Origin of the sequence: Alteraurantiacibacter aestuarii (assembly GCF_039523595.1) — a bacterium.
GTDB lineage: Bacteria > Pseudomonadota > Alphaproteobacteria > Sphingomonadales > Sphingomonadaceae > Alteraurantiacibacter > Alteraurantiacibacter aestuarii.
This window is the reverse complement of the sequence record NZ_BAAAFP010000002.1, coordinates 748,643-773,568: the sequence shown is the minus strand read 5'-3', so window position 1 is coordinate 773,568 and position 24,926 is coordinate 748,643. Positions and strand designations below refer to the sequence as shown.

The window sequence follows — 24,926 nt, the reverse complement described above, 5'->3', positions numbered from 1 at the left end:
ATGGGTTGCTTGCCCTAATGGGCATTTACGTCCAGTGGAAGCGCCGCGATGGTGCTTGTACTTGGAATTGAAAGTTCGTGCGACGAAACCGCCGCCGCCCTCGTTGAAGCCGGGGCGGATGGGCACAGGCGTATCCTCGCCCAGATCATCGCCAGTCAGGAGGCGGAACACGCCCCTTATGGCGGCGTGGTCCCCGAAATTGCCGCACGCGCCCATGCAGAGCGGCTGACCCCGATTATCGACAAGGTGCTGCGCGAAGCGGGCAAATCGCTGGACGATTGTGACGCCATTGCCGCCACCGCCGGTCCCGGTCTGATCGGCGGGGTCATGGTTGGTCTGGTCACAGCCAAGGCGCTGGCGATGGCGAGCGACAGGCCGCTGCTGGCGATCAATCACCTTGAAGGCCATGCGCTCAGCCCGCGCCTGGCCGATCCCGCGCTGGAATTTCCCTATGCCCTGCTGCTGGTATCGGGCGGCCATTGCCAGATATTGCGGGTGGACGGCGTGGGCCGGTATCGCCGCTGCGCCACCACCATTGATGATGCGCTGGGTGAAGCGTTCGACAAGACCGCCAAGATCCTGGGTCTTGGCTATCCCGGCGGTCCGGCGGTGGAAAAACTGGCTGCAACCGGCGATCCCTTCGCCGTGCCGCTGCCGCGCCCGCTGGTGGGCAGCGGGGAGCCGCATTTCTCCTTCGCCGGGCTGAAAAGCGCGGTCATGCGCGCTGCCGAAAGCGGTGCCTATGCCGCAGAAGATATCGCCGCCAGCTTCCAGCAGGCCGCGGTCGAATGTCTGGTGGACCGGCTGAAGATCGCGCTGGCCGATATGGGCGAGGTCAGTGCGCTGGTGGTGGCAGGCGGTGTCGCCGCCAACCGCACAATTCGTGCCGCGCTGGAGCAGCTGGCCAGCGCGCATGGCCTTTCATTCACCGCCCCGCCATTGATGCTGTGTACAGACAACGCGGCAATGATCGCGTGGGCAGGAATAGAGCGGCTGGCGCTTGGCATTGGGGGCGATCCGCTTGATATATCCGCCCGTCCGCGCTGGCCACTCGATCCACAGGCAGAGCCGGTGCGCGGCGCAGGAGTGAAGGCATGAGCAAGGCGTTGACAATCGGCGTGGTGGGAGCCGGTGCATGGGGCACCGCGCTGGCGCAGATGCTCGCCAGCGATGGCCGCGACGTGCTGCTGTGGGCGCTGGAAGATGGGCTGGCGGATACGATCAACACCAGCCGCTGCAATGATCTTTACCTCCCCTCGGCCGTGCTGGCCCCCGGCATTCAGGCAACCGACGATCTGGCGCGCATCGCCGCGCTCGACATCGCGCTGATTGTCACCCCGGCGCAGCATCTGGGCAGTGTGATGCGCGCAATGCCCGCATTGCCGCGCGATCTGGTGCTGTGTTCCAAGGGTATCGAGGCGGGATCGGGCCGGATGATGCATGATGTGGCGCATGATATCGCGCCCGCCAGCGACATTGCCGTGCTGTCCGGCCCCACCTTTGCGCATGAGGTGGCCGCCGGCCTGCCCACCGCCGTCACTCTTGCCTGCGGCGGCGGGGCGCAGCAGTGGGAACGGCTGTCCCCAGTCATCGCCCGGCCCACTTTCCGGCCCTATTATTCGGAAGACCTTGTCGGCGCGGAAGTCGGCGGATCGGTCAAGAACGTGCTCGCCATTGCCTGCGGCGTGGTGGAGGGACTGCGCCTTGGCCAGAACGCCCGCGCCGCGCTGATCAGCCGCGGCTATGCCGAAATGCTGCGTTTTGGCGAGGCGCTGGGTGCCAGCCGCGACACGCTGGCGGGCCTGTGCGGCCTGGGAGACATGGTGCTCACTTGCTCCTCCACTTCCAGCCGCAATTTCTCGCTCGGCAAGGCGTTGGGCGAAGGGCAGAGCGCCGCCTCGCTGATGGCCGACCGGCGCACCGTGGCCGAAGGCGCGCACACCGCGCCCGTGCTGCGCGATCTGGCGGTAAGACTGAACGTGGCCATGCCCATCGTCGATGCCGTGTGCCGCCTGCTGGATGGCGGATCGGCGGGTGCGGTTGTGCAGGATCTTCTCACCCGCCCGCTCAAGGCTGAAGGCACCGATCCTTGAGCGAGGCCGCTGCAGACAAGCCCGGCGGCGATATCGCCGCATTGGCCAAGGGCGGACGGACCAATTTCCTGGGCTTCCTGCTGCGGCTGGCTGCGCGCCTGCCCTTCCTGTTCATCGCCGGACAGCTCTACGGGGCCGAAGCGGTGGGGCGCTTTGCGTCTGCCCTGATCCTGGTCGAACTGGTGGCGCTGGTCAGCTCCATCGGGGAGAAACGCGGCCTGGCCCAGCGGCTGGTGGATGGCGAGGAAGACCAGGCGCAACTGATTGCCGACAGCATGCTGGTGGCGCTGGTGTTCTCAATCATCGGCGCGGCCATCCTCTATGCATTCCCCGCCCCGCTGTTCCCCAGCGGCGAATATACAGATCTGGACAGGTTGATCGTGCTGGCGATCCCCGGCTTTGCGCTGACCGAGATCGTTCTGGCGGCGCAGGCGTATAAATTCGATATCGCCACCACCGTGCGCGCCCGCGCCGTGGTGGAGCCGTGGAGCATATCCATCCTTGCCGGTGTGTTCTTCTTTATCCCGCAGATCAGCGAATCTGGTCTGGCGATGGCCTATCTCGCCTCCATCTATGCCGGGCTTGCGGCGGCGTTGCGGCCGTTCTTCCGTACCTATGGCCTGCCCGGATCGTGGGTGCCGAACCCGCTGCGCATCGCCCGGATGATCATGCGCGCGCTGCCGCTGGCGGTGGCCGATGCGATCGAATGGGGGACAAGGCGGCTCGATATCTTCATCCTTGGCCTGTTTGCCGGACCGATTGCGGTGGGCATTTATTACATGGCCCAGCAGGTCGCCAGCCTTCCGCAAAAGCTCAAGACCAGTTTTGAACCGATCCTTGGCCCGGTGATCACCGCCAAGCTGAAGGAAAAGGATTACGCCGCCATCGCCCGGCAGGTGTGCCAGGTGGGCTTCTGGATCGTGGCCGCGCAGGCCGGCATCGCACTGGCGCTGGGCATTCCGGGGGAGGCGCTGATGGGCCTGTTCGGCAATGGCGGGGAATTCGTGCCGGGCACTGGCGCGCTGGCCTTCCTGCTGGCGGCAGAAGTTGTGGCGGCAACCGCCGTGGTGGCAGAAGCGGCGCTGATCTATGTCGCGCGGGTCAGGAACCTGTGGGTCTCCATCGGCACTATCGTGTTGCAGGGCCTGCTGACCGTGGGGGCCATGCTGCTGATCGACCAGCTCGATTTCGGCAGTGCCGCGCGGGCGGATTACTTCCGTGCAGCCGCGGCGGCAGCGGCCCTGATGCTGGCGCTGGCAGCGGCCTCGGTCATCAAGGCAGTAATGCTCAGCCGCATCTTGCAACATCCGATCAACAACTGGCGCTGGCCGCTGGTGTGGGCAACAGCCGCCGCAGTGGCGGTGGGCCAGGTGGTGATCATGCTGCCCGAATGGGCGGAGCTGGCATTCGGCATCCCTGCAATACTGGGTGTTTACGGCTGGATCATCTGGACACGCGGTTTCGGACCGGAAGACCGGGTGCTGTTCCGCCGCAGGAAAAGCGATGACGATAATCAGGCGCTGGCCGCAGAAAAGACCGATACTTGAGGGTCGCGGCGCGTCACACAGGCTCGACGCGCATGGGCCAGTCAGGCTAGGAGGCAGCGCATGTCCCTGCTTCGCAAACCCCGCATTGCCCTGGCGCTTGGCGCTTTCATGATTTTCCTGCTGGCGGTGATTGGCGGACGCATGACCGGTGCCGATATCGCCGCCACGCTTTCGCAGCGCGCCGATGCCGCGATCGAACAGGCAGGCGGCGGCGGTCAGGTGAAAGCGCGCTTCAGTTCTCCCAATGGGCTGCCCAGCCGCCATCCCGTGCTCAGCGGCGGCGAACCGCTGAGCGAAGCGACCCGCGCCCGCATCGCCCGCGCGGTGGGCAATACCAAGGGTGTGGGCGGCGTGCGCTGGGCCGATGGCAACATGCTGACCGAGGCAGAAGTCCAGGCGGTCAAGCCGCTGCACTGCCAGGAAGATGTCGATGCCTTGCTGCGCGCGCGCACCATCCGCTTTGAGGAAAGCTCCGCACGGATCGATGCCGCCAGCGCGGAGCTGATCGATGAGGTAGCCACCGCCCTGCGGCCCTGCCTTGGCAGCATCATCTCGATCACCGGCCATACAGACAGCTCCGGCCCGGAACCGGGCAATCTGGAACTCTCGCAAGTGCGGGCAGAAGCTGTGCGCAGCGAACTGGTCCGCCGCGGCATTCCCGAAGACGGACTGCGCGTTCGCGGCATCGGCTCACGCGATCCTGTCGAAGGGCTGGACCCTGCTGACCCCGCCAACCGGCGCATCGAATTCGCCGTTATCGCGACGGAGCCAATTCGCCCGACCCCGGTCGATACGCCCGGACCGCACTGAACAAACCCCGCCGCACATTCTGCTGTCCCAACTGGCGCATTGCCGAATCGCCCCCAGCCACCCTAGAGAACCCATCATGCCCATCTGGCTCGAACTGCTGGTCCTTCTGCTGGTCGCTTATGCGCTGGGCTTTGGCATTGGCTGGCTGATCTGGGGCCGGGAATAGATTGAAAGGTTGGGAAGATGGCTGAACTGATACAGGCAAACTGGGTTCTGCTGGTGATTGCAGTGATCATCGGGCTGATCGTCGCCTGGTGGATTTTCGTCGCCAATCGCAAGACCAGTGTCGAGCTGGAAAGCAAGGAAGACGGCGCGCAGACCGCCAAGCGCAATCAGGCGCTGATCGATGCTCCGCCCGCCGTTGCCAGACACGCCACCGTTCAGCCAAAGCCCGCGGCGACGCCAGAAGTGGCGCCCGTTGCAGCTACTCCAGCGCCCGCCCCTGCTCCCACACCGGCACCGGCACCGGCACCGGCACCGGCAGCCGCCAAGGCAGACGATCTCACCCGGATCAAGGGTCTTGGTCCCAAGCTGAACAGCCAGCTGGCCGAAATGGGGATCACCAGCTTTGCCCAGATCGCCGCATGGGACGATGCCGAGATTGACCGCGTGGACGCGCAGATGGGCCGCTTTCAGGGCCGCATCCGCCGCGATGACTGGGTGACCCAGGCCCGGCTTCTGGCCGCTGGCGACCTGGTTGCCTATGAAAGCCAGTTCGGACGCAACTGACAGCGACAGGCCGGAATTTCCGGCGCGCTTACGCTTATTGCCCAAGTGGATTGGCGAGCCGTTCCAATGTCGCTAAGGCGGTTGCAAAGGAGACTTGTTTCATGGCCGGAATGGTGCCTTTCGACTGGGCAGACCCCCTCAATCTGGACGACCAGCTTACCGACGAAGAGCGGATGATCCGCGAAGCCGCGCACGGCTTTGCGCAAGACGTGCTGCAACCGCGCGTGATCGACGACTTCCGCGACGAGGTGGACGCATCCGAACTGTTCCCCTTGATGGGAGAGGCGGGGCTGCTGGGCGTGACTGTGCCCGATGAATATGGCGGCGCGGGTGCCAGCTATGTCGCCTATGGCCTTGTCGCGCGCGAGATTGAGCGGGTCGATTCGGGTTACCGCTCAATGGCCTCTGTCCAGTCCAGCCTGGTGATGTATCCGATCCACGCTTACGGCTCCGAAGAGCAGAAGCAGAAGTACCTGCCGCGCCTCGCCAGCGGTGAACTGATCGGCTGCTTTGGCCTGACCGAGCCCGATGCGGGCTCCGACCCTGCCGGCATGCTGACCACCGCCAAGAAGGATGGCGATGGCTACACCATCAGCGGTTCCAAGACGTGGATTTCCAACTCACCCTTCGCCGATGTGTTCATCGTGTGGGCCAAGTCAGAAGCGCATGGCGGCAAGATCCGCGGCTTCATTCTGGAAAAGGGCATGGCGGGACTTTCCGCGCCCAAGATCGGCGGCAAGCTTTCGCTACGCGCCAGCACCACCGGCATGATCCAGATGGACGAGGTCAAGCTGCCCGCCGATGCCCTGCTGCCCGGCGTGGAGGGGATCAAGGGGCCGTTCGGCTGCCTCAACCGCGCACGTTACGGCATCAGCTGGGGCGTTCTGGGTGCGGCGGAATTCTGCCTGCATGCCGCGCGCCAGTATGGCCTCGATCGCAAGCAGTTCGGCAAGCCGCTCGCCGCCAACCAGCTGTTCCAGTTCAAGCTCGCCAATATGCTGACCGAGATTTCGCTCGGCGCGCAGGCGTCGCTGCGCGTTGGCAGGCTGATGGATGAGGGGCGTTTCGCGCCCGAGATGATCTCCGTCGTCAAGCGCAACAATGTGGGCAAGGCGCTGGACGTGGCGCGCGCCGCGCGGGACATGCATGGCGGCAATGGCATATCGGAAGAATATCAAGTGATGCGCCACATGCTGAACCTGGAGACGGTCAACACCTATGAAGGGACGGCCGATATTCACGCGCTGATCCTGGGCCGCGCCATCACCGATATCGCTGCCTTCTGATCGCAGGCTTTCGATTGGAGCATGATGGCGGCTGGTGGACGCGGTGAAAGCTGCCGTTCATCGCCGCCATATTATCGCGCGCGGAAGGCAGGCGCACGCGACAGGCAGGACATGGCTCGCAGAGCGGTGTAATGGCGGCTATCCGGCGTATTGCTCCCTAACGCAAAAGGCTTTCCGGCCATCTTGAAGCAGACATCACCAGCAGCGGTTCGCGGCAACCCGGCCCTTCGCATGGCGGACCGCCTGCGCGAGCGGTTTGGCGAACGCGCCGTGGGCATGGTGCTCGCGCTGGTGCTGGAGGCTCTGCTGATCCTCCTGATCGTGATGATGGGCCGCACCGGATTCCAGCCTGCCGGCAGCGATTCCAGCATCGCCAGCTTCGACGTATCGCAGGCGGCCGAGCAGGCTCCCGCGCAGGAGGAACAGGCGGCGACGCAGCCCGCAGTCCAGGTGCCAGCCACTCCAAGCGAGCAAACGCCCGATAGCCAGCTTCCCCCACCCGCACCCACGCTGGAACGCGCCTTGTCCGTCAATCCGGTCGGCCCGCCCGTGGTTACGCTGACGCCCGAGGAATTTGCCTCCACCGACATATCCAACCTGCCGCGCCGACGGCCCGATGCGCCCAGCGGGCCTGCCTATGGTCCGCCCGCGCCCGCCGCCAATCCCGCTGACAGCCAGGTGGTCGGGACCGCCCCCGATGGATCGCCGATGTATGGTGCGCGTTGGTATCAGGAACCGACCGATCAGGAGATGGCCGGATATCTTTCCACCGCCAATCCCGGAAGCTGGGCGCTGATCGCCTGCAAGACCGCGCCGGGCTGGCGGGTGGAAGATTGCGTGGGGCTGGAGGAATATCCCACCGGATCGAACCTGCAACGCGCCGTGCTGGCCGCAGCGTGGCAGTTCCAGGTCCGCCCGCCCCGGCGCGGCAACGCCTCGCTGGTGGGAAGCTGGGTGCGCATCAGAATCACCTATGACAGGCGCGTGCGATAGGATCTGCCGGAGGGCTGCGCAGATGACAACGGTGGCGAAGGTGACAAAGGTGACACCGTGTCACCTTGGCATTTCCATAACTATCATTGCAAACCAGCAGCTTAGTCAACTTTCACAAGGTGACGCTTGTCGGGAAAGCGGCGCAGAGCCGCAACTGTATGGATCGACGGTGGAAAGAGCCTCCCGCCGATTGGACGAAACCCCCGCCTGTAGGAAAGCGCCTTTAAGCGCCGAACAATGCGCCGATCATTGCGCCGGTTCGGTGGCCTAATCCCCGGGTGCCTCAGCGACTGCATGCTGCGCCATCGCCAGCAGTTCCAGCGCAACGGCATGGATCGCCTTTTCGAACACGATATTCCGATTGGGCCAGGCATAAAGCGTGGCTGCCAGCTCAGCCAGCATCACATCCTCATCCGCGCAGATGTCGTCGCTGGGGCAGGCGCAATATGCGCCGGACATGCCTTGGATCAATTCGCCTTTGATTGGACTGCCTCCGCATCGGGCGAATCCTGCCCGGTGCGAAGTGTGATCCTGCTTTGTTACCGTTCCGGGACTCTTTGGCCCGTCAATCTGCCAGCATCAGTCCAACGGCATCAGTCCAACGGCATCAGTCCACCGGCATCAGTCCACCAGCATCAGGGCATCCAGCGCCACAACGCCTTCTCCCCTGGGATGGAGGATCACCGGGTTGAGGTCGATTTCGCGGATGGCGGGGTTGCCGTCCATGATGCGGCCCATCTGCACGATGAGGTCTGCCAGCGCGTCCACATCCAGTTCGGGCGATCCGCGATAGCCCTTGAGCAGCGCTGCCTGCTTCAGGCCCAACAGACCGGCGACAACCTGGTCCTTGCCCATGTCGGGCGTGAACAGCTTCACGTCCTTGAGGATTTCGGCAGTCACGCCGCCAAAGCCCGCCAGCACCACCGGACCCCATTCGGGATCGGACTTGGCGCCGACGATCATTTCGGTGCCCATGCGGCCCATCTTTTCAACCAGCACACCGTCCAGCGCGATGGAGGCATCGTAATTGGCGACGTTCTGGTACATGCGCTCAAACGCCTCGGCCACGTCGGCACGGGTCTTGAGGTTGAGGATCACCCCGCCCGCATCGCTCTTGTGACCCAGCGCGGCGGCCTGCGCCTTCATCACCACCGGATAGCCGAGCGCTTCGGCGACCGAGGCAGCTTCCTCCGCCGTGGCGGCGAACTGGCTTTGCGGGAAGGAAATGCCCAGCGGGCCGAGCAGCGCCTTGGCCTTGTATTCGGGGATCACGCCGCTTTCGGAAGCGAGGCCGGGAACCACGATGGGTTCCTGCGAGCGATCGGTCAGGTCGCGCTTGGACAGGTCTGCCAGGCGGGCGATCGCGCGATAGGCGCGTTCGGTGCTGGGGAACCACGGAATGCCCACGGCGCGCAGGCCGTCGATATATTCCTGCGGTACGCGCGCGCCCTCATCCACCCCGGCAAACACCAGCGGCTTGGGGAAAGTGCCGTCTTCCAGCACCTTGATGATGGCGGGGAACTTGATCCTGGAGGTGATCGGGTCAGACTGGATGATCGATGCGACCACCGATCCGATGCGATCATCTTCCAGCAGCGCGGTCAGCACCTTGGTGTAGATCTCCGGCTCGCTGAGGCCCAGCGCGGTGATGTCCGTGGGGTTCGACACCGGCACGAAATCGGGCAGGATGGCGCGCAGTTCCGGGCTGTTGTCATCGTCCAGGTGGATCAGGTCGAGGCCGATATCCTCGGCAATGTCGAAGGCGAGGCCGCGCAGCGCGCCGCTTTCACCCAGCACCGCCATGTTGGCGCCGGGCAGCGATTTGCAGCGCAGGGCGATCTCGGTGATGTCGGCCAGTTCCTCCAGCGTATCGGCGAAGATCACGCCTTCGCGCATCAGCTTGGTCTTCATCAGCGCGTAGTCACCGGCCATCGCGCCCGTATGCGTGGCGGCGCTTTCCTGCGCCTTGTCGCTCTTGCCCGGGTGCAGCATGATCACCGGCTTGCCGGCTTCGCGCGCGCGGCGGGCGGCAGCGATGAAGGCCTTCGGGCGGCGCAGGCTTTCGACATACAGGGTGATGACGTGGGTGGCGGGATCATCCACCAGCCATTCGACATAATCCTCAACGCCCGAAGCCGCCTCATTGCCGGTGGAAACAGAGGTTGAGACGAAGCAGCCGCGCGGATGCAGCGCAGTGGCGAGCACGGCGGCAAGCGCGCCGGACTGGCTGGCGATCCCCACGGCGCGGTCATTGGGGCCGGGGCTGACCATGTTGGTTTCCACGAAGGTCAGCGGCACGCGGGCGATGTAATTGGTGCAGCCCAGGCAGTTGGGGCCTTCGATGACCATGCCGTATTTCCCGGCAATCTCGCCCAGTTCGATCTGGTCGCGCATGCCCTCTTCCCCGGCTTCGGAGAAACCGGCGGAATAGATAACCACCGCGCCGCAGCCGCGCTCTGCCAGATCGCGCACGGTCTGGATCACGAAGGGGCGCGGGATCGCCAGCACGGCGCAATCCACGCCTTCGGGCAGATCGTTGACCGAGTGATAGACCTTGAGGCCGAGCAGCTCGTCGCGCTTGGGATTGACCGGGTAGATGTCCCCGTCGAATTCATACTGAACCAGATTGTTGAGCAGCGTGGCGCCCAGCGCGCCGTGGCGATCCGAAGCGCCGACAACGGCAACGCTCCTGGGACGCAGCAGGCGATCGATCTGGTCATTGGTGAAACGGCGGGTGGTCATTTCTCTCATCCCTCTGGACATGCAAAACCCCGGCAGCACCGGGGCATGTTCTCTGGTTCTGGTTTCCCTAGGAAGAAGCGGCGGCATGGACAAGTGCCCGTGCCGCCGCTCCGATCATGCGATCAGTCTTCCTTTTGCAGCTTGGTCTTGTCGAAAACGCCAAGGCCGGGCTTGAAGGTCTTGTCATCAAGGAACTGCTTGGTGGCCTCCTTGCGCGATGCAATGCCGCCGAACTGGTTCAGGGCTTCCTGCGCCCGGATCAGATAGTCCTCGGCATTGTCATAGGTCATTTCCATGACGCGGCGCATCGCCCATTTGGTGGCGCGCACGGCCTGACTGTCCTTGGCCTTCAGCACATCGGCCACTTCCTGCACACGCGCCTTCAACTTGTCAGCGGGCAGCGATTCGTTGACCATGCCCTTGGCCGCAGCCTGCGGACCGGTCAGGTTTTCACCCATCATGGCGTGATACATGGCATCGCGGAAACCCATCAGATTGGCCGCCACCTTGGATGCGCCGCCGCCGGGCAGGATGGCCCAGTTGATTTCGGACAGGCCGAATTGTGCTTCATCGGCGCAGAAGGCGAGGTCACAGGCGAACAGCGGGCCGTAAGCACCGCCAAAACACCAGCCATTGATCATGGCGACGGTAGGCTTTTCATACCAGCGCAGGCGTTCCCACCAGCTGTAGGCTTCGCGCTGATGCTTGCGCACCTGCGACAGGCCCACTTGTTCGGCTTCGCGGAAATACTCCAGCAGATCCATGCCGGCCGACCATGACGTGCCTTCACCCGTCAGCACCAGCACCTGCACATCGTCGCGAAATTCCAGTTCTTCCAGCACGCGCAGCATCTGGCGGTTGAGCTTGGGGCTCATGCAGTTGCGCTTGTCGGGGCGGTTGAAGGAAACCCACGCAACGCCGTCAATCACGTCATACTTGACGGTCTCTTCTTCGGGACGGGGATCGGGTTGGGATGGCTTGGCCATGACTGCTCTCCTGTAAAGGGCGCGATTCGCGTCCCTGTGGGCTTGAATTGCTATCGCCCATAGCGATTGTGATTGCTATGAGCAACAACAATCGCTATCCCCGTTGCACGATGCGCGATCCGCTTCCCTCCCTGCCCGGCTATTCGCTGCGCCGCGCCGCCAATGCCGCGGCGGCTGAACTGGCGAGCCGCCTGGGGGAGCTGAACCTGCGTCAGGTCGATGCGTCGCTGCTGATCCTGATCGGCGAGAATCCCGACGTCACCGCCAGCGCTCTTGGCCGCCAGCTGGATATCCAGCGCGCCAACATGGTGCCGCTGCTCAAACGGCTGGAAGATGCCGGGCTGATTGAACGCAAGGCGATTGACGGCAAGTCGCAAGGACTGACGCTGACCGCACAGGGAGCCGAGATTACGCAACAGGCGCGCACGATGATCGAGCGGTTCGAAGCCGAACTTCTCGCCCGCATTCCGGCGCAGCACCGCGATCATTTGCTGCCCGCGCTGGATGCCCTCTGGCGTTGAGGCAGCCCATTCCCTAAGTCTTGCACAAAGACCCCTGGGAGCACGAAATGAGCGACAACGCAGTCTATCCGGTCAGCAGCGAATGGGCGAACAACGCCATCATCGACGCCGCCACCTATGATGAGAAATACCGTCGCTCCATCGAAGACCCGGAAGGCTTCTGGCGCGAGGAGGCGCAGCGGCTCGACTGGATCAAGCCGTTCACGCAGGTGAAGGGCACCAGCTTCGACCAGCAGGATTTCGGCATTCGCTGGTTCTGGGACGGCACGCTCAACCTGTCCGCCAACTGCCTCGATCGCCACCTGGAAACGCACGGCAATACGCCGGCGATCATCTGGGAGCCGGACGATCCTACAAGCCGCAACCGCATCCTCACCTATAACGATCTGCACGAACAGGTGTGCCGCTTTGCCAATGTGCTCAAGGCCAATGGCGTGACCAAGGGGGAGCGGGTGACGATCTACCTGCCGATGATCCCCGAAGCTGCTGTGGCCATGCTCGCCTGCGCCCGCATCGGCGCAGCGCATTCGATCGTGTTCGCCGGTTTCAGCCCGGAGGCGCTGGGCGGCAGGATCGACGATTGCGCCAGCACCATCGTCATCACCGCCGACGAAGGCCTGCGCGGCGGCAAGCGCATTCCGCTGAAAGCCAATGTGGATGAGGCGCTGGAGCATCACGCCAGGGACGTCAGCCGCGTCATCGTGGTGCAGCATACCGGTGCCGACATCCCCATGGATGAAAGCCGCGACGTGTGGTGGCACGAAGCCATCGCCGCGGGCAGCCATATTTGCGAGCCGGAAGAAATAAACGCCGAAGATCCGCTGTTTATCCTCTATACTTCAGGATCCACGGGAAAGCCCAAGGGCGTGCTCCACACCACTGGCGGATATGGCGTGTGGTGTTCCATGACGCATGAATACACCTTCGATTACCGCCCCCATGCCGATGGTTCGAACCAGATCTACTGGTGCGCCGCCGATATCGGCTGGGTCACCGGGCATTCCTATGTCGTCTATGGTCCGCTGGCCAATGGCGGCACCTCGCTGATGTTCGAAGGCGTGCCCAATTACCCGGATTTCAGCCGTTTCTGGCACATCATCGACAAGTATCAGGTAGAGATTTTCTACGCCGCCCCCACCGCCCTGCGCGCACTGATGCGCGAAGGTGATGACTATGTGACAAGAACCAGCCGCAAGAGCCTGAAAGTACTTGGTTCCGTAGGCGAGCCGATCAATCCCGAGGCGTGGGAATGGTATTATAATGTGGTGGGCGAAAAGCGCTGCCCGATTGTCGACACGTGGTGGCAGACAGAGACAGGCGGCCACATGATCACCCCACTGCCCGGCGCCACGGCGCTGAAGCCCGGCAGTGCCAGCAGGCCGATGTTCGGCGTGCAGCCCGCGCTGGTCGATCCGGAAAAAGGCACGCTGCTGGAAGGCGCAACAGAGGGCGCGCTGGTCATCCTGGATAGCTGGCCCGGCCAGATGCGCAGCATCTTTGGCGATCACGAGCGCTTCTTCCAGACCTATTTCAGCACCTATCCGGGCATGTATTTCACCGGCGATGGCTGCCGCCGGGATGAGGACGGCTATTACTGGATAACCGGCCGCATCGACGATGTGATCAACGTATCCGGCCATCGCATGGGCACTGCCGAGGTGGAGAGCGCGCTGGTCCTCCATCCCAAGGTGGCCGAAGCTGCCGTTGTCGGCATGCCGCATGACGTGAAGGGTCAGGGCATCTATGCCTATGTCACCACTGTTGCGGGAACCGATGACAGCGACGAATTGCGCAGGGAACTGGTGCAGTGGGTGCGCAAGGAAATAGGCCCCATCGCCACGCCCGACGTGGTGCAATTTGCTCCCGGCCTGCCCAAGACGCGCAGTGGAAAGATCATGCGCCGCATCCTGCGCAAGATCGCCGAGAACGATGTCGGCAATCTGGGGGACACGTCCACTCTGGCCGATCCCGGCGTGGTGGATGATCTGCTGGCGAACCGGCCGCACGCATGATAATTTCCCCTCCGGGTCGCTGGAGGGGGAATAATCATGGCAAGCAATACTGCAACCACCGCGCCGCGATTGCGCCGGGGCCGTCCGTTGATCGCCGCGGTCGCTGTCGAGATCGTGCTGATAGCCATCACCATCGCGCTGTTCGCGTCCATGCCGGACCCCAACCCGGTGCTGGATATGGTGATCCCGCCGCTGGCGCTGCTGCTGTTCATTCCGGCCGGCTATTGGACGGCAAACGGAACCACTGCTCCGGTCCTCAACGGCTTTGTCGCCGGACTGTGGGGCATCGTGCTCTACGTGGCGCTGACGCTGATCGCGAATGGCGCAGTCGCCGACTTCGACCTGGAGAGCAGCGTTCGCCCGGCCTATCTTCTGGCGCACGGCCTGAAGGTGGTCGGCGGGGTGATCGGCGGCTGGCTTGTCGCGCGCAAGCTGGCTGACTGATCGCGCCTTGCCGATGGAGGGCGCAGCATGATCCTTTCCCTCGCCACAAGGCGAACAGGCATCTGGTCCGCCGCCGCTTCGCTGGCTTTCAGCCTGGCCTATATCATCGCCCAGCTGTTCGAATGGGCGGGGATGCTGGGTTCTGGCGGAGGGCCCAACGCTTCAAGCACGGCGCTGGGCATCTTCCTGCTGCTCGCGCCATCGTTGCTGCTCGGCCCTGCCTTTGTGGTGCTGTGTGCCGCGCTGCACGTCAGCGCCCCTGCTGATCGCAAGGTGTTCACGCTGGCGGGCCTGGCCTTTGCGATCATGTATGCGACGCTGACCGGCATGGTCTATTTCGTCCAGCTGACCTTTGTCGCCCCGCGCATCGCCAGTGGCGAAACGGCAGGCATAGAGCTGCTGCTGTTCGTCCCTTACGAATCCTTCCTGTTTGCCATCGACCTGCTGGGCTACAGCCTGATGAGCGCGGCCACGCTGATCGCCGCATTCGGCCTGCCGCTGTCATCGCGCGCCAAATTCGCCAGATTTGCGATGATTGCCAACGGTGCGATCCTGCCGTTCCTGGCCCTGCAAATGGCCTTCCCCGTGCTGATCTGGCCAGCGGCCGCATGGGCGATCACCTTTCCGCTGGCGATGGCGGCGATCCTCAATATGTTCCGCGCAACGGCGCAGGGAGAGCAAGAGCCATGATCAAAATCTACCACGTCCCCAATTCGCGCAGCCAGCGCGTCGTCTGGCTGATGGAGGAACTGGGAGAAGACTATGCGCTGGAGAAATTCGGCATTCCGGTGCCCGACAGCTTCCTGAAGGTGAACCCGCTCGGTTCTGTGCCGACCATCGAGGATACCGATGCGCAAACCCCCATCGTGATGTTCGAGAGCCTGGCGATCCTGCAATATCTCACCGGGCGGCGGCTGGTGGCGGGAGAGGCAAAGGCGGCAGGCCTTACCACCGGCCCCATGCCCGATCCCGCAGCCTACGCCGAGCACCTGCAATTCCTGCATTTCGGCGAGGCGGACCTGGCCACGCCCATCGGCACGATCTTCCGCACCCGCATCTTCACCGGGGAGCAGAGCAATGCCACGATCCAGGACCAGCTGGGCCAGCTGAAAAAGCGCATCGCCTATCTGGACGATCATCTGGCAGACGGGCGCGATTATGTGACCGGAGCGCGCTTCACCATTGCCGATATCTCCATCGGCTATGCCTTCCTGCTGGCGGAATTCACCAAATGCGAAGCGGTGCTTCCCGGTCACGTGGTCGCCTATTGGCAGCGCTTGCAGGCGCGGCCGGCATACCAGCGCGCGCAAGAAGCCTGACGAACCGTCTGGCCAAGCGACTGTAAAGCTGATTAACTCCCCGCCTGAGAGATTCTTGGGAGGGAATAATGATCCGACAGATTCGTCTGGCAACTGCTGTTGCCGCAATGAGTTTTGCCAGCACTCTGGCCGTGCCGGCATCGGCGCAGGTGGCCGGGGTGCCGCTGCCGCAATATGAATGCCAGCGCGAATGCCTGGAAAATTTTGTCGAGCGCTATGTCCAGGCAATGGCCGATGGCACGGTGTCCGATGACCTGTTCGCCCGCAGCGTGCGCTTCACCGAAAACGGCGTGGAATTGCCGCTGGGCAATGAAGGTCTGTGGGCCACCACCACGGGTGCCGGCACTTACCAGCTGATCGTTCCCGACGTGGAAACGCAGCAGGTCGCCGCTCTGCTCACCGTCAGGGAGCAGGCAAACAGCTCTGCCACCGGCCCGCAGCGCGATCCGGAGCCTGTTGGGGTGAGCCTGCGCCTGCGCATCGATGCGGACGGCAAGATCTCCGAAATCGAACAGATCGCCGCACGGCCCGATCGCCCGCTGGGCGCGAATGCTGCCCCGGCTGGACCGTTTGGCAATACCGGCGAGATGGTGGAAGCCATGGGATCGCCCAACCCGGCCTATCTCACCGCCGTTCCCGCAGGCGAGCGCCACACGCGCGCCGAACTGGTGGAAATGGCCAGCGCCTATTTCGAGGCGGTGGAGCGCAATACCGGCAATGATTACTACCCCTTCACCGACGACTGCATCCGCTATGAAAACGGCATCGTCACCGCCGGGCCGGAAGGCTCTGGCGCGCGCGCCGGTTGCCGCCAGCAGCTGGAAACCACGCTGATCGGCGCGGTCACATCGATCCGCGATCGCCGCATTGTGGCGGTGGACCGGGAACGCGGCGTGGTGTTCGCCTTCGCCTTCTTCGACCACCGTCCGATCAACTGGAGCTGGCAGCTGGGCGAATTGTTCAAGATCGACCAGGGCAAGATCAGCCATATCGAAGCGATCTTCATCCGCGGCCCATACGGCATGTGTTCCGGCTGGAGCACCTATGAGGCCTGCCGCAGCGAAGAACCGCAGGACATTCGCTGAACACTTCTGGGGGGACAAGACATGCTGAAGAAACTGACCACCATCGCCGCGCACTCAGTCGTAGCGCTGGCGGCCCTTGCCATCTCCGCGCCCGCAATGGCGCAGAATGGCCCGCCGCCCAGCCCGTTCGCGCCGTTGCAGGATCATCCGACCTGCGACCGTGACCAGCTGAAAGCCGCCACCACGGCTTTCGTGGAGGCACAGCGCAGCGGCGACACTTCCGCCCTGCCGCTGGCATCGAACGCGCATTACCTGCAGAACATGGAAACGGTGGAGGCGTCCGCAGGCCTGTGGAACACCGCCCTGCCCATCGCCCATGCGATGAGCTTTCACGATGACCGCCGGTGCAAGACCTTTACCGAAATCATCGTGACCGAGGGCGGCCATCCCTATGTCATCGGCACGCGGCTTTACATGCATGACGGGGAGATCATCCGCGTCGATTCCATCGTTACCGAGCAGGGTGACTGGCTGTTCAACGCCAATGCCTATCTGCTGTATACGCAACGAGAGAACTGGGGACCGCTGACCCCTTACCAGCGCACCTCGCCATCGGAAATGATCCGCGGGGCCAATGCCTATCTGGATGGCTTTGCCGACAAGTTCACCGATATTCCGTGGGGCACGCCCTGCGCCCGGCTGGAAGGCGGTGCCTATACCAACCGGGAAGGCCGGGCGGATGCCAGCTGCGAAGTCGGCATGCCGGGCGGCGTGCTGTATATCGTCAATCGCGATTACCTGATCGATGAGGAACTGGGCGTGATCAACGTGTTCTGCCGCTTTGGCGGATCGACCGGCGGCCCGGATTCGCACAGCTTCCGCTATATCGATGGCAAGTTCCGCCAGGTTCACACGCTCACCGCCATTCCCGGCCCGCAGGCCAATGATGAAGGCGGGATGATGATGGGCCAGGCCGATCCCAACGCCTGACAAAAGCACCATAAGTGCGTCTTAACTGCACCGGCAGTTGCAGTCTTTGCAATTGCCAATGACTGGCTTGATATCACCGCCCCTGTTACGGGGGCGGTGATATTCATATAAAAGGTCTGCACCATGGCCCGGACAAGGCTCTACTCGCTCGAAGATCTGGAAGATATTCCAGGCACTAAGGTGTTCACGGCAAAGCGCTCTCGCGAAGCCTATCACCTGCACAAATTCTGCATGAGCCTGATGAAGCCGGAGAACCGCGAGGCGTTCAAGGCTGACGAGCGCGCCTATCTGGACCGCTACAAGATGACCGAGGAGCAGAAGCAAGGCGTGCTCGCGCGCGACCTCAGCCGCCTGATCGAGCTGGGCGGAAACATGTATTTCCTGGTCAAGCTGGCCAGCACCGATGGCTGGAGCGCGCAGAAGGCGGTCAGCTCCATGTCGGGCATGTCGGCAGAAGAATATGCGGCAATGATGCGCGAGGGCGGGCGTTCGCCCGAAGGCCTGCGTTCCAAGAAGGATCAGAACTGATGGCGCGCATAACCGCCGGTATCGCCACCAGCCATGTGCCCGCCATCGGCGCGGCCATCGACCTTGGCAAAACCCAGGACGAATACTGGAAGCCGATTTTCGACGGCTACGAATTCGTCAAGGAATGGATCAAGAGCAACACGCCCGACGTGGTGATCCTGGTCTATAACGATCACGCATCGGCGCTGATGCTGGACATCGTGCCCACGTTCGCGATCGGCTTTGCCGATGAATTCCTGCCCGCCGATGAAGGCTGGGGCCGCCGCCCGGTGCCCACCGTGCACAACCATTCCGACCTGGCCGCCCATGTGGCAGAACAGCTGGTGATCGATGAATTCGACATCACCATCATCAACGAGATGGACGTCGATCACGGGTGCACCGTGCCGCTGTCCCTGGTGTTCGGCCAGCCGGAGGAATGGCCGTGCAAGGTCATTCCGCTGGCGGTCAACGTCACCCAGTTCCCCACCCCGTCGGGCGAGCGCTGCTGGAAACTGGGCGAGGCGATCCGCAATGCGGTGAAGACCTTCCCGGAAGACCTGAACGTGCAGATCTGGGGCACGGGCGGGATGAGCCACCAGTTGCAGGGTACGCGCGCCGGCCTGATCAATGCCGAGTTCGACAACCGCTTCCTCGATCTGCTGGCGCATGAGCCGGAAGAGCTGACCCCGATGACCCGCATCGAATATCTGCGCGAAGCGGGGACCGAGGGGATCGAGCTGATCATGTGGCTGATCATGCGCGCGGCGCTGGGCTATGGCGTGGAAGAACTCCACCGCTTCTACCGCGTGCCCGCCAGCAACACCGCAGTGGGCCATGTGGTGTATGAGGCGCGCAGCTAGGGCCGGTCGCCGGAGGCTGGCCCCGACGTAATGGCCCGCTTACTGGCGGTGATTCCTCGCCGGTTCTTCCTTGGACAGTCGCCGCGCGGTGGCGGCGGTCTGCACCACGAACAGCGCGATCAGCAGCAGGCCGACACCGCCCACAAACAGATCGAAACCGTTGAGGTCCCAGATGATCGCCTGTTCGGGTCCGGCGAAATACATCGCCAGCGTCAGTCCGATCAGGATCAGCCGCAGCTCTGTCGGCCCGGCGTTGAGGTAGGAGAGCCGCAATTCTCCCAGCACGCGCACGGACAGAAATGCGTGGATCGACATCAGCAGATATCCCGCAAGCGCGATCAGCGCGACCTTGAGCGCGACATAGGAGCTGAGACCGATACCGACCACCACCAGCATGGTGGCAAACCCGTCGCAGCTGTGATCGAGGAAATAGCCATAGCGCGGGCGCTCGATCTTGCGGAAGCGGGCCAGACTGCCGTCCAGTGAATCGCCGAACCAGTGGACAATATATCCGCCGATGGACAGCAGCAGCCAGTTGGGATCAAGATTGCTGGCAAGATATCCGGCGAATACCAGCAAGGCCCCGACCAGTCCGGTATAGGTCAGCATGTCGGGCGTGACCCAGTGCGGCATATCGGCGCACAGACGGTTGAGCGCGCGCCGTTCAATCCGGGCGACCAGATTCTCCTGAATGCGGTTGATAGGGGCCGCTTGTACCCCTTGTACTGGATCCATCGCTGACAGCTTCCAAAGAGCTATTTACCGTGAATTTTCGCCTCATGTCCAGAGCATCAGTTCAGGCGTGTGGAGGCATGGCTGTCACGGACAGGTGCGTCGGGTCAGCGCAGCCGGTCGTTGCCATCAGTCTTCAGCGCTGGCCGGGCTCCACGAACAGCAGGCTGCCGACGTCGGCCCGAAAGCGCTTCAGGCGCCGGGTGACGAGGACGGATTCGCAATTTGCCATCACCCCGATGGAGGCCAGCACGATGAAGAACGGGCGCGAGTAATCGACGAAATAGAGCCATGCGACGAACGGCCCTGAAAAGCTGGCGGCGGTCTTGGACAGATACAGGTGATAGGCTGGCAGCGTGCGGAATTTGATCAGGCTGGTAGTCGCCGCAGCGGCATAGGTGGCAAAGAACAGGTAGAGCCAGAAGACATCGGCCTGCATAGTGTGTCGCTCAAACAGCCACAGCCCGAAAAAGCCGACGATCAGCGTGGAACCATCGGCCATCGAATCGAGCTTTGCCCCGAATGCAGAGGCATGGCCGGCCCACCGGGCAATCGGGCCATCGACCAGATCGGTGGCCAGGCTTATGATCAGCAGGATGAAAAAGGCATCGCGGTGCCCGCTCATCGCCATGAATGCCAACACGGGTGCCGCAGCCAGCCGGTATACGGTCAGGAAATCGGCGAACCTGGAGGCGATGGCACGCATGGCGGGCTAAAGCTGCGAAACCCGCACGCGCGCCTTCAGATCGGTGCGGCAGAAGGCGTGCAGGAAACAGGTCTGTTCGCCCATGTCGAGCGCGGCTCTGGCGAAGGCCTCGTCCTCAGCGCTTTGCAGATAGACATGCGTTTCAACCGGGTCGGCACTGCCCGCCTGCCCCGTGCCGCCGCTGGCTCCGCCGCGCGAGAAATGGATGTCCTGCACGATGTTGTAGGCGGACAGGTCCTTCCTCGCGATCTTCGCGTAACGGCCAAGCTGGGTCATGAAGCAGAAGCCGATTCCGGCGGCGATATAGCTGGCGGCATCGGGCGCGCGGCCTTCCTCATCGCACAGATAATGAAAGATGGAGCCGTGCGGGTTGAACAATTGCTGTTCGACCATTTTCACCCCGTCTTCGCGCAGGGTGCAGATGCCGCGAATGTGCAAAATGCGGTCCTGTTCCTCGGCAAGGCTGGAGCTTTGCGAGGAGGTGGCTTCCGCTGTCAGCGGGCTGGTCCCGGCGCGGCGGATGAAGGCTTCGCTGGTGGCGGGCTGCGCGCCGATTATCTGCGCCGAGGGATCACCCGGCACATCCCCCGCCACCGGCCTTGCCTTGTCCGGCTTCACTTCCTCACCGTTGAGAGAAAGTGTGAACAGGCTCTCTTTTTCACCGCGCATCAGGCCGTTAAGCGGCGATGCTGCCACCGCATCATAAACCAGCGCGCGCAACGCCTCGGCATCGGCGTCGCTGTCTATCCGCGCTTCAAGGTCGATGTCCTTCGCGCCGCCGGTCATCGTGCCTTTGAGCGCGGAGCCTTTCATCGTGTAGTAATTGTCCTGCACCAGCGTGACGTCGCGGATGGCAATGCCGCGCTGTTTGGCCAGCGCCAGCAGCTCCGTCATGTAGCTTGAAACCATGCCGGTGGTGAGGAAGGACAGCGGGCACGGCGCCTCGTCAAATCCGTCCAGATAGGCGCCTTCGTCGGACACCAGCCGCCACACCTGATCGCCCGCGGAAGAAGCCACCAGCCCCTCCTTCTGCATCACTGACAGCGACCGCGCGGCAAATCTCACGGCGAGGCCCTTGCGGTCTGCTGGCGGGGCAAGGCGCTGTGCCCCGCCCTCCACCGCGAAGAAGGACGGGCGCGGATCAGGGCCGAGGATATTGCCGTGCGCGGCCATCAATCCTCCCGGTGCGGCATGCGCGGTGACGGGGTCCCCAGCGCCAGTTCGGCATCGGAGAAACTGATCGGCGTGCGGATGCCCTTGACCCGTGTGCCGTCGCGCCGCTGCATATCCAGCACCATGCCGCGCGCCTTCACCTGCGGATCGTTCAGCGCCTCACCCACATCGTTGATCGGGCCGGCGGGGATACCGTGCTCCTCCAGTTCCAGCAGCAGCTTGTTACGCGGCCACTGGCGGGTCTTCTCGCTGACGGCGGCAGACACGGCTTCGCGGTGTTCCACCCGGCCTTCATTGGTCTGCCAGCCGGGCTGCACCTCTATCCCGATCAGCCCTGCAAGCCGGGAGAACTGGCGATCATTACCGACCGCGATGATCAGCCAGCCATCGGATGTGGGGAAGGATTCGTAAGGCACGATATTGGGATGGGCGTTGCCCATGCGGTGCGGCACCACGCCGCTGGTGAGGTAGTTCATCGCCTGATTGGCCAGCGTGCCCACCATCACATCCAGCAGCGCCATGTCGATATGCTGGCCGCGCCCGGTCTTTTCGCGCTGGTGCAGCGCGGCTTGTATGCCGATCACCCCGTAAAGCCCGGTCATGATATCCGCATAGGCCATCCCGATCTTGATTGGCGGGCCGTCCTTTTCGCCCGTCAGATCCATGATCCCGCTCATCCCCTGAACGATGAAATCATAGCCCGCATAGGCGGCATAGGGTCCATCATGGCCAAAGCCGGTGATCGAGCAATAGACGAGGCGCGGATTGATCTTCGCGCAGCTTTCATAATCGAGGCCGAATTTGGCGAGGCCGCCGGTCTTGAAATTCTCGATCAGCACATCGGCATCGCGGATCAGGTCGATCACCCGGGCGAGGTCATCCGCGTCCCTGAAATTGGCAAGGATGGAGGTCTTGCCGCGATTGGCGGCGTGGAAATAGGCCGCGTCCTTGGTGCCATCGGCGTTTTCGATGAAGGGCGGCCCCCAGCGGCGCGTGTCATCGCCTTCGGGGCTTTCCACCTTGATCACTTCCGCGCCCAGATCGGCGAGCACCTGACCAGCCCACGGGCCGGCCAGGATACGCGCCAGTTCGACAACCTTGATACCTTCAAGCGGTGCAGTCATGGCCAGTCTCACGCAGCCATCAGCATGGCATGGGGCCTGAGGTTGCCAAAGGCAGGGTCGGTTTCATCATCGTTGGCCGGACTGCTGCGATCCTGTTTGCGGACAGCCCGCCTGCGCCTGCCAGCCTCGGGCCGCCTGAGCAATCGGCTGAAACTGCCGCGCAGATGCGCCAGTGCAGTCCTGGTCTGCCGCGCAACCGAAACCGCATAGCTGACCATCACCAGATCGAGGTAGATCGAAAGATCCAGCGCATAGGTAGCGATGATTTCAGGCCCCATCAGGGCCATGATCTCCCCGCCGCCGATCATGAAGCCGACCATGATCATCAGCATGATCAGATGATGGCGCTCCATCCGGGCGAGGCGTTCCAGCGGCAGTTCAACCAGTTGCCGGTGCAGCAGCCGTGCCGCCGCAGAGGCAGGCGCAAACAGCAACACCAGCATCACCGCAGCCATGAAACCGACAAAAGCAATCATCCGCAAATTCCCCTGTTACTCGGGTGCTATATGGAACACGCGCTCGGCATTTCCATGAGTGAGTGCATGGCGCTCTGCATCGGTGCACTGGAAGTTCTCGATGAAATCCACCGCCGGCTTCATCGGCTGATAGGGATAGTCGATCGCCCAGATGACGTTTTCAATGCCCATGCGGTCAATCGCATAGCGCAGCGCCAGCGGGTCTTCCACGCCGCTGGTGGTGAAGACGAAATTGTCCTTGAAATACTCTTCCATGCTGCGCTTGGTCCTGGGCGCACGGCCCACCTGCTGCGCGCGGCTGTTCATGAAATTGATGCGCCAGATGAAGAACGGCACCATCTCGCCCATATGGCCGACGCAGATCTTGAGGTTGGGGAAATGGTCGAACACGCCGCCCGCCATCATCCGCAGCATGTTGGTGCCCACTTCCACCCCATATGCCCACATGGCGCTATCCATCGCATAGTCCATCAGCGGACCCTTCAGCGTGTCTGACGGCCCGCGCGGGTGGATATAGATGGTGGCATTCATCGCCTCTGCCGCCTCGAAGATCGGCCAGAACTTGGGATCATCGAAATACTCGCCATTGGTATGGCCGTTCACCACCATGCCGTTGAGCTTGAGATCGGTCATCACCCGCTGGATTTCCTTGGCCGCGCGCTTGGGCGAATGCGGGGCAAAGCTGCCAAGCCCGGCAAAGCGCCTGGGATATTTGGCGCAGATTGCGGCCATCCGGTCATTCGCCAGCGCTGCCAGCTCGGTAGCGGTATCGGCATCGAACATCTGCACGCCGGGCGCGGTGAGTGTGAGCAGGTGCATGTCCACGCCATATTCGTCCATCTGCGACAGGCGCTGGCCCTCCACGTCCTTCAACCCTTCGAGGAAGTTCATCTTGCCATAGCCGGTGGTGTCATGGTCCGCATCGTAGATGCCGCCTACCAGCAGCTTGTCGCTGCTTTGTGACGGTCCGCGTGCAACCTTGCGCAATTCCTCGGCAACTTCGGGGATCGACCAGGCTTCCTCGCAGGCGATCAGACGTGTTTTTCCCATGACTTCCCTCTCTATTTGGTAGGTTTGTTATCAGTGATATGTGGCAAATGAACCCAGCCAGAAGACAAAATCCGCCCAGCCCTTTGTGGAGGAGACCGGATAGAGCAGCAGTTGCGGCACCACCACGATGGCAGCGCCGATCCATGTGGCGCGGCTGACGGTGCCTGCGCCGCGCCATTCATGCCACACAACTGCGGCCAGAAAGGCGTTCATGGTCATGTAGGTTTGCACGAAGGGTACGTAATCCAGCCCGACACCGGCCATGTATACGCGGTTGATACCGGGCATCAGGATGCTGATGGTGGCGATCAATATCAGGCTGCGATGCACCACCGGCGTCTTCACCGCGCGGATGGCCATCACGAACAGGATGGCAAAGCTGGGCGGCGCGAACACCGACAGGTAGAACACGCCCGGCCCATTGCCCACCAGATCGGTGGTGGAGGCGGCGGCGATGGTGATGAACACGCCCATCACCACCACCAGCGTGGCCACGGCAATTCCGAACATGCCGAGCGATCGGTGCAGCTTCACATTGCGCATATTGACCAGCAGCGCCTGCACCACCAGCAGCACCATCCAGCTGAAAAAGGCGATTCCGTGCAGGTGGACGATGGGGGCATCCCCGGTGCGCGTTCCCGCAGCAACCGGGCCAAGGTAGGTCAGGCCAAAACCGGTGAAGACAAAGGCCGCCATCGCCAGCACCAGCCACAGGTGGAAGCTGGGACGAAAGCCCGATTTTCCGACTTTGGACGATGAAACAGTCGCCATGCGTTACCCTCCCCACAGACCAGTCAC

General features: G+C 63.0%; 26 protein-coding genes. 16 read left to right on the top strand and 10 right to left on the bottom strand.

Annotation, left to right across the window (positions count from 1 at the left end):
- Nucleotides 1-48: 48 nt before the first annotated feature.
- The 7 genes from tsaD to ABDZ98_RS07215 all read left to right on the top strand — a co-directional run bounded on the left by tsaD (nucleotide 49) and on the right by ABDZ98_RS07215 (nucleotide 7,458).
- Entirely contained in the window at nucleotides 49-1,098 is a 1,050-nt protein-coding gene (gene tsaD, locus ABDZ98_RS07245) for a tRNA (adenosine(37)-N6)-threonylcarbamoyltransferase complex transferase subunit TsaD (RefSeq protein WP_160589922.1), read from the top strand.
- Nucleotides 1,095-2,093, top strand: coding sequence for an NAD(P)H-dependent glycerol-3-phosphate dehydrogenase (locus tag ABDZ98_RS07240; RefSeq protein WP_160589923.1), 999 nt, complete (start codon nucleotides 1,095-1,097; stop codon nucleotides 2,091-2,093). The genes tsaD and ABDZ98_RS07240 overlap by 4 nt, the downstream gene beginning before the upstream one ends.
- Nucleotides 2,090-3,640, top strand: a complete 1,551-nt coding sequence (locus ABDZ98_RS07235; protein WP_202385928.1) for a lipopolysaccharide biosynthesis protein — start codon at nucleotides 2,090-2,092, stop codon at nucleotides 3,638-3,640. Before ABDZ98_RS07240 ends, ABDZ98_RS07235 begins: the two co-directional genes overlap by 4 nt.
- A 60-nt stretch (nucleotides 3,641-3,700) precedes the next feature.
- Nucleotides 3,701-4,450 carry an OmpA family protein gene (locus ABDZ98_RS07230; protein WP_160589924.1) on the top strand — a complete coding sequence of 250 codons (750 nt, stop codon included), beginning with the start codon at nucleotides 3,701-3,703 and terminating at the stop codon, nucleotides 4,448-4,450.
- 183 nt (nucleotides 4,451-4,633) lie between these two features.
- Nucleotides 4,634-5,179, top strand: coding sequence for a hypothetical protein (locus ABDZ98_RS07225; RefSeq protein ID WP_160589925.1), 546 nt, complete (start codon nucleotides 4,634-4,636; stop codon nucleotides 5,177-5,179).
- Between the two features lie 110 nt (nucleotides 5,180-5,289).
- Nucleotides 5,290-6,465 (top strand): acyl-CoA dehydrogenase, encoded by a 1,176-nt coding sequence (locus ABDZ98_RS07220; RefSeq protein WP_160590262.1) that lies wholly within the window; start codon nucleotides 5,290-5,292, stop codon nucleotides 6,463-6,465.
- Between the two features lie 183 nt (nucleotides 6,466-6,648).
- Nucleotides 6,649-7,458, top strand: coding sequence for a hypothetical protein (locus ABDZ98_RS07215; RefSeq protein ID WP_202385929.1), 810 nt, complete (start codon nucleotides 6,649-6,651; stop codon nucleotides 7,456-7,458).
- A gap of 267 nt (nucleotides 7,459-7,725) precedes the next feature.
- Here the strand turns inward: ABDZ98_RS07215 and ABDZ98_RS07210 are convergent, their stop codons facing one another.
- From ABDZ98_RS07210 to ABDZ98_RS07200, 3 genes are all read right to left on the bottom strand, one after another.
- Nucleotides 7,726-7,917: a hypothetical protein gene (locus ABDZ98_RS07210; protein WP_160589926.1), complete on the bottom strand. Its 192-nt coding sequence runs from the start codon at nucleotides 7,915-7,917 to the stop codon at nucleotides 7,726-7,728.
- Between the two features lie 162 nt (nucleotides 7,918-8,079).
- The gene (locus ABDZ98_RS07205; protein WP_237437374.1) at nucleotides 8,080-10,200 is read right to left on the bottom strand and encodes an acetate--CoA ligase family protein; all 2,121 of its coding nucleotides are present in this window, start codon (nucleotides 10,198-10,200) and stop codon (nucleotides 8,080-8,082) included.
- Between the two features lie 122 nt (nucleotides 10,201-10,322).
- Nucleotides 10,323-11,186 carry a p-hydroxycinnamoyl CoA hydratase/lyase gene (locus ABDZ98_RS07200; RefSeq protein ID WP_160589928.1) on the bottom strand — a complete coding sequence of 288 codons (864 nt, stop codon included), beginning with the start codon at nucleotides 11,184-11,186 and terminating at the stop codon, nucleotides 10,323-10,325.
- A 77-nt stretch (nucleotides 11,187-11,263) separates the two neighbouring features.
- Between ABDZ98_RS07200 and ABDZ98_RS07195 the strand changes: the two genes are divergently transcribed.
- The 9 genes from ABDZ98_RS07195 to ABDZ98_RS07155 all read left to right on the top strand — a co-directional run bounded on the left by ABDZ98_RS07195 (nucleotide 11,264) and on the right by ABDZ98_RS07155 (nucleotide 18,867).
- Nucleotides 11,264-11,707: a MarR family winged helix-turn-helix transcriptional regulator gene (locus tag ABDZ98_RS07195; protein WP_237437375.1), complete on the top strand. Its 444-nt coding sequence runs from the start codon at nucleotides 11,264-11,266 to the stop codon at nucleotides 11,705-11,707.
- A gap of 47 nt (nucleotides 11,708-11,754) precedes the next feature.
- Nucleotides 11,755-13,719 carry an acetate--CoA ligase gene (gene acs / locus ABDZ98_RS07190; RefSeq protein ID WP_160589929.1) on the top strand — a complete coding sequence of 655 codons (1,965 nt, stop codon included), beginning with the start codon at nucleotides 11,755-11,757 and terminating at the stop codon, nucleotides 13,717-13,719.
- A 36-nt stretch (nucleotides 13,720-13,755) separates the two neighbouring features.
- The gene (locus ABDZ98_RS07185; RefSeq protein ID WP_160589930.1) at nucleotides 13,756-14,163 is read left to right on the top strand and encodes a hypothetical protein; all 408 of its coding nucleotides are present in this window, start codon (nucleotides 13,756-13,758) and stop codon (nucleotides 14,161-14,163) included.
- A gap of 27 nt (nucleotides 14,164-14,190) precedes the next feature.
- On the top strand, nucleotides 14,191-14,853 hold the full coding sequence (locus tag ABDZ98_RS07180) for a hypothetical protein (RefSeq protein WP_202385931.1): 663 nt from the start codon (nucleotides 14,191-14,193) through the stop codon (nucleotides 14,851-14,853).
- Nucleotides 14,850-15,482 (top strand): glutathione S-transferase family protein, encoded by a 633-nt coding sequence (locus tag ABDZ98_RS07175; RefSeq protein ID WP_160589931.1) that lies wholly within the window; start codon nucleotides 14,850-14,852, stop codon nucleotides 15,480-15,482. The genes ABDZ98_RS07180 and ABDZ98_RS07175 overlap by 4 nt, the downstream gene beginning before the upstream one ends.
- 68 nt (nucleotides 15,483-15,550) lie before the next feature.
- Nucleotides 15,551-16,567 (top strand): DUF8021 domain-containing protein, encoded by a 1,017-nt coding sequence (locus ABDZ98_RS07170; RefSeq protein ID WP_160589932.1) that lies wholly within the window; start codon nucleotides 15,551-15,553, stop codon nucleotides 16,565-16,567.
- A gap of 21 nt (nucleotides 16,568-16,588) precedes the next feature.
- Nucleotides 16,589-17,497, top strand: a complete 909-nt coding sequence (locus ABDZ98_RS07165) for a DUF8021 domain-containing protein (protein WP_160589933.1) — start codon at nucleotides 16,589-16,591, stop codon at nucleotides 17,495-17,497.
- A 123-nt stretch (nucleotides 17,498-17,620) separates the two neighbouring features.
- Nucleotides 17,621-18,025 carry a protocatechuate 4,5-dioxygenase subunit alpha gene (gene ligA / locus ABDZ98_RS07160; protein ID WP_160589934.1) on the top strand — a complete coding sequence of 135 codons (405 nt, stop codon included), beginning with the start codon at nucleotides 17,621-17,623 and terminating at the stop codon, nucleotides 18,023-18,025.
- A complete protein-coding gene (locus ABDZ98_RS07155) occupies nucleotides 18,025-18,867 on the top strand; it encodes a class III extradiol dioxygenase subunit beta (protein WP_160589935.1) in 843 nt (280 codons plus the stop codon). The genes ligA and ABDZ98_RS07155 overlap by 1 nt, the downstream gene beginning before the upstream one ends.
- A gap of 39 nt (nucleotides 18,868-18,906) precedes the next feature.
- On the opposite strand, the gene ABDZ98_RS07150 is transcribed toward ABDZ98_RS07155, so the two are convergent.
- The 7 genes from ABDZ98_RS07150 to ABDZ98_RS07120 all read right to left on the bottom strand — a co-directional run bounded on the left by ABDZ98_RS07150 (nucleotide 18,907) and on the right by ABDZ98_RS07120 (nucleotide 24,899).
- Nucleotides 18,907-19,602 carry a CDP-alcohol phosphatidyltransferase family protein gene (locus ABDZ98_RS07150; protein WP_160589936.1) on the bottom strand — a complete coding sequence of 232 codons (696 nt, stop codon included), beginning with the start codon at nucleotides 19,600-19,602 and terminating at the stop codon, nucleotides 18,907-18,909.
- A 133-nt stretch (nucleotides 19,603-19,735) separates the two neighbouring features.
- Nucleotides 19,736-20,305, bottom strand: a complete 570-nt coding sequence (locus tag ABDZ98_RS07145) for a CDP-alcohol phosphatidyltransferase family protein (protein ID WP_160589937.1) — start codon at nucleotides 20,303-20,305, stop codon at nucleotides 19,736-19,738.
- A gap of 6 nt (nucleotides 20,306-20,311) precedes the next feature.
- A complete protein-coding gene (locus ABDZ98_RS07140) occupies nucleotides 20,312-21,478 on the bottom strand; it encodes an OsmC family protein (RefSeq protein WP_160589938.1) in 1,167 nt (388 codons plus the stop codon).
- The gene (locus ABDZ98_RS07135; protein ID WP_160589939.1) at nucleotides 21,478-22,602 is read right to left on the bottom strand and encodes a CaiB/BaiF CoA transferase family protein; all 1,125 of its coding nucleotides are present in this window, start codon (nucleotides 22,600-22,602) and stop codon (nucleotides 21,478-21,480) included. The genes ABDZ98_RS07140 and ABDZ98_RS07135 overlap by 1 nt, the downstream gene beginning before the upstream one ends.
- An 8-nt stretch (nucleotides 22,603-22,610) precedes the next feature.
- Entirely contained in the window at nucleotides 22,611-23,078 is a 468-nt protein-coding gene (locus tag ABDZ98_RS07130; RefSeq protein ID WP_160589940.1) for a hypothetical protein, read from the bottom strand.
- A 15-nt stretch (nucleotides 23,079-23,093) separates the two neighbouring features.
- A complete protein-coding gene (locus ABDZ98_RS07125; RefSeq protein ID WP_160589941.1) occupies nucleotides 23,094-24,128 on the bottom strand; it encodes an amidohydrolase family protein in 1,035 nt (344 codons plus the stop codon).
- A gap of 30 nt (nucleotides 24,129-24,158) precedes the next feature.
- Nucleotides 24,159-24,899, bottom strand: a complete 741-nt coding sequence (locus ABDZ98_RS07120; RefSeq protein WP_160589942.1) for a hypothetical protein — start codon at nucleotides 24,897-24,899, stop codon at nucleotides 24,159-24,161.
- Nucleotides 24,900-24,926: the final 27 nt, after the last annotated feature.

What these genes read in the sequence shown, in the direction of transcription:
- tsaD (WP_160589922.1), top strand. Translation starts at nt 49, where the DNA reads ATGGTGCTTGTACTTGGAATTGAAAGTTCGTGCGACGAAACCGCCGCC.
- ABDZ98_RS07240 (WP_160589923.1), top strand. Translation starts at nt 1,095, where the DNA reads ATGAGCAAGGCGTTGACAATCGGCGTGGTGGGAGCCGGTGCATGGGGC.
- ABDZ98_RS07230 (WP_160589924.1), top strand. Translation starts at nt 3,701, where the DNA reads ATGTCCCTGCTTCGCAAACCCCGCATTGCCCTGGCGCTTGGCGCTTTC.
- ABDZ98_RS07225 (WP_160589925.1), top strand. Translation starts at nt 4,634, where the DNA reads ATGGCTGAACTGATACAGGCAAACTGGGTTCTGCTGGTGATTGCAGTG.
- ABDZ98_RS07220 (WP_160590262.1), top strand. Translation starts at nt 5,290, where the DNA reads ATGGTGCCTTTCGACTGGGCAGACCCCCTCAATCTGGACGACCAGCTT.
- ABDZ98_RS07210 (WP_160589926.1), bottom strand. Translation starts at nt 7,917, where the DNA reads ATGTCCGGCGCATATTGCGCCTGCCCCAGCGACGACATCTGCGCGGAT.
- ABDZ98_RS07205 (WP_237437374.1), bottom strand. Translation starts at nt 10,200, where the DNA reads ATGACCACCCGCCGTTTCACCAATGACCAGATCGATCGCCTGCTGCGT.
- ABDZ98_RS07200 (WP_160589928.1), bottom strand. Translation starts at nt 11,186, where the DNA reads ATGGCCAAGCCATCCCAACCCGATCCCCGTCCCGAAGAAGAGACCGTC.
- ABDZ98_RS07195 (WP_237437375.1), top strand. Translation starts at nt 11,264, where the DNA reads ATGAGCAACAACAATCGCTATCCCCGTTGCACGATGCGCGATCCGCTT.
- acs (WP_160589929.1), top strand. Translation starts at nt 11,755, where the DNA reads ATGAGCGACAACGCAGTCTATCCGGTCAGCAGCGAATGGGCGAACAAC.
- ABDZ98_RS07185 (WP_160589930.1), top strand. Translation starts at nt 13,756, where the DNA reads ATGGCAAGCAATACTGCAACCACCGCGCCGCGATTGCGCCGGGGCCGT.
- ABDZ98_RS07180 (WP_202385931.1), top strand. Translation starts at nt 14,191, where the DNA reads ATGATCCTTTCCCTCGCCACAAGGCGAACAGGCATCTGGTCCGCCGCC.
- ABDZ98_RS07175 (WP_160589931.1), top strand. Translation starts at nt 14,850, where the DNA reads ATGATCAAAATCTACCACGTCCCCAATTCGCGCAGCCAGCGCGTCGTC.
- ABDZ98_RS07170 (WP_160589932.1), top strand. Translation starts at nt 15,551, where the DNA reads ATGATCCGACAGATTCGTCTGGCAACTGCTGTTGCCGCAATGAGTTTT.
- ABDZ98_RS07165 (WP_160589933.1), top strand. Translation starts at nt 16,589, where the DNA reads ATGCTGAAGAAACTGACCACCATCGCCGCGCACTCAGTCGTAGCGCTG.
- ligA (WP_160589934.1), top strand. Translation starts at nt 17,621, where the DNA reads ATGGCCCGGACAAGGCTCTACTCGCTCGAAGATCTGGAAGATATTCCA.
- ABDZ98_RS07155 (WP_160589935.1), top strand. Translation starts at nt 18,025, where the DNA reads ATGGCGCGCATAACCGCCGGTATCGCCACCAGCCATGTGCCCGCCATC.
- ABDZ98_RS07150 (WP_160589936.1), bottom strand. Translation starts at nt 19,602, where the DNA reads ATGGATCCAGTACAAGGGGTACAAGCGGCCCCTATCAACCGCATTCAG.
- ABDZ98_RS07145 (WP_160589937.1), bottom strand. Translation starts at nt 20,305, where the DNA reads ATGCGTGCCATCGCCTCCAGGTTCGCCGATTTCCTGACCGTATACCGG.
- ABDZ98_RS07140 (WP_160589938.1), bottom strand. Translation starts at nt 21,478, where the DNA reads ATGGCCGCGCACGGCAATATCCTCGGCCCTGATCCGCGCCCGTCCTTC.
- ABDZ98_RS07135 (WP_160589939.1), bottom strand. Translation starts at nt 22,602, where the DNA reads ATGACTGCACCGCTTGAAGGTATCAAGGTTGTCGAACTGGCGCGTATC.
- ABDZ98_RS07130 (WP_160589940.1), bottom strand. Translation starts at nt 23,078, where the DNA reads ATGATTGCTTTTGTCGGTTTCATGGCTGCGGTGATGCTGGTGTTGCTG.
- ABDZ98_RS07125 (WP_160589941.1), bottom strand. Translation starts at nt 24,128, where the DNA reads ATGGGAAAAACACGTCTGATCGCCTGCGAGGAAGCCTGGTCGATCCCC.
- ABDZ98_RS07120 (WP_160589942.1), bottom strand. Translation starts at nt 24,899, where the DNA reads ATGGCGACTGTTTCATCGTCCAAAGTCGGAAAATCGGGCTTTCGTCCC.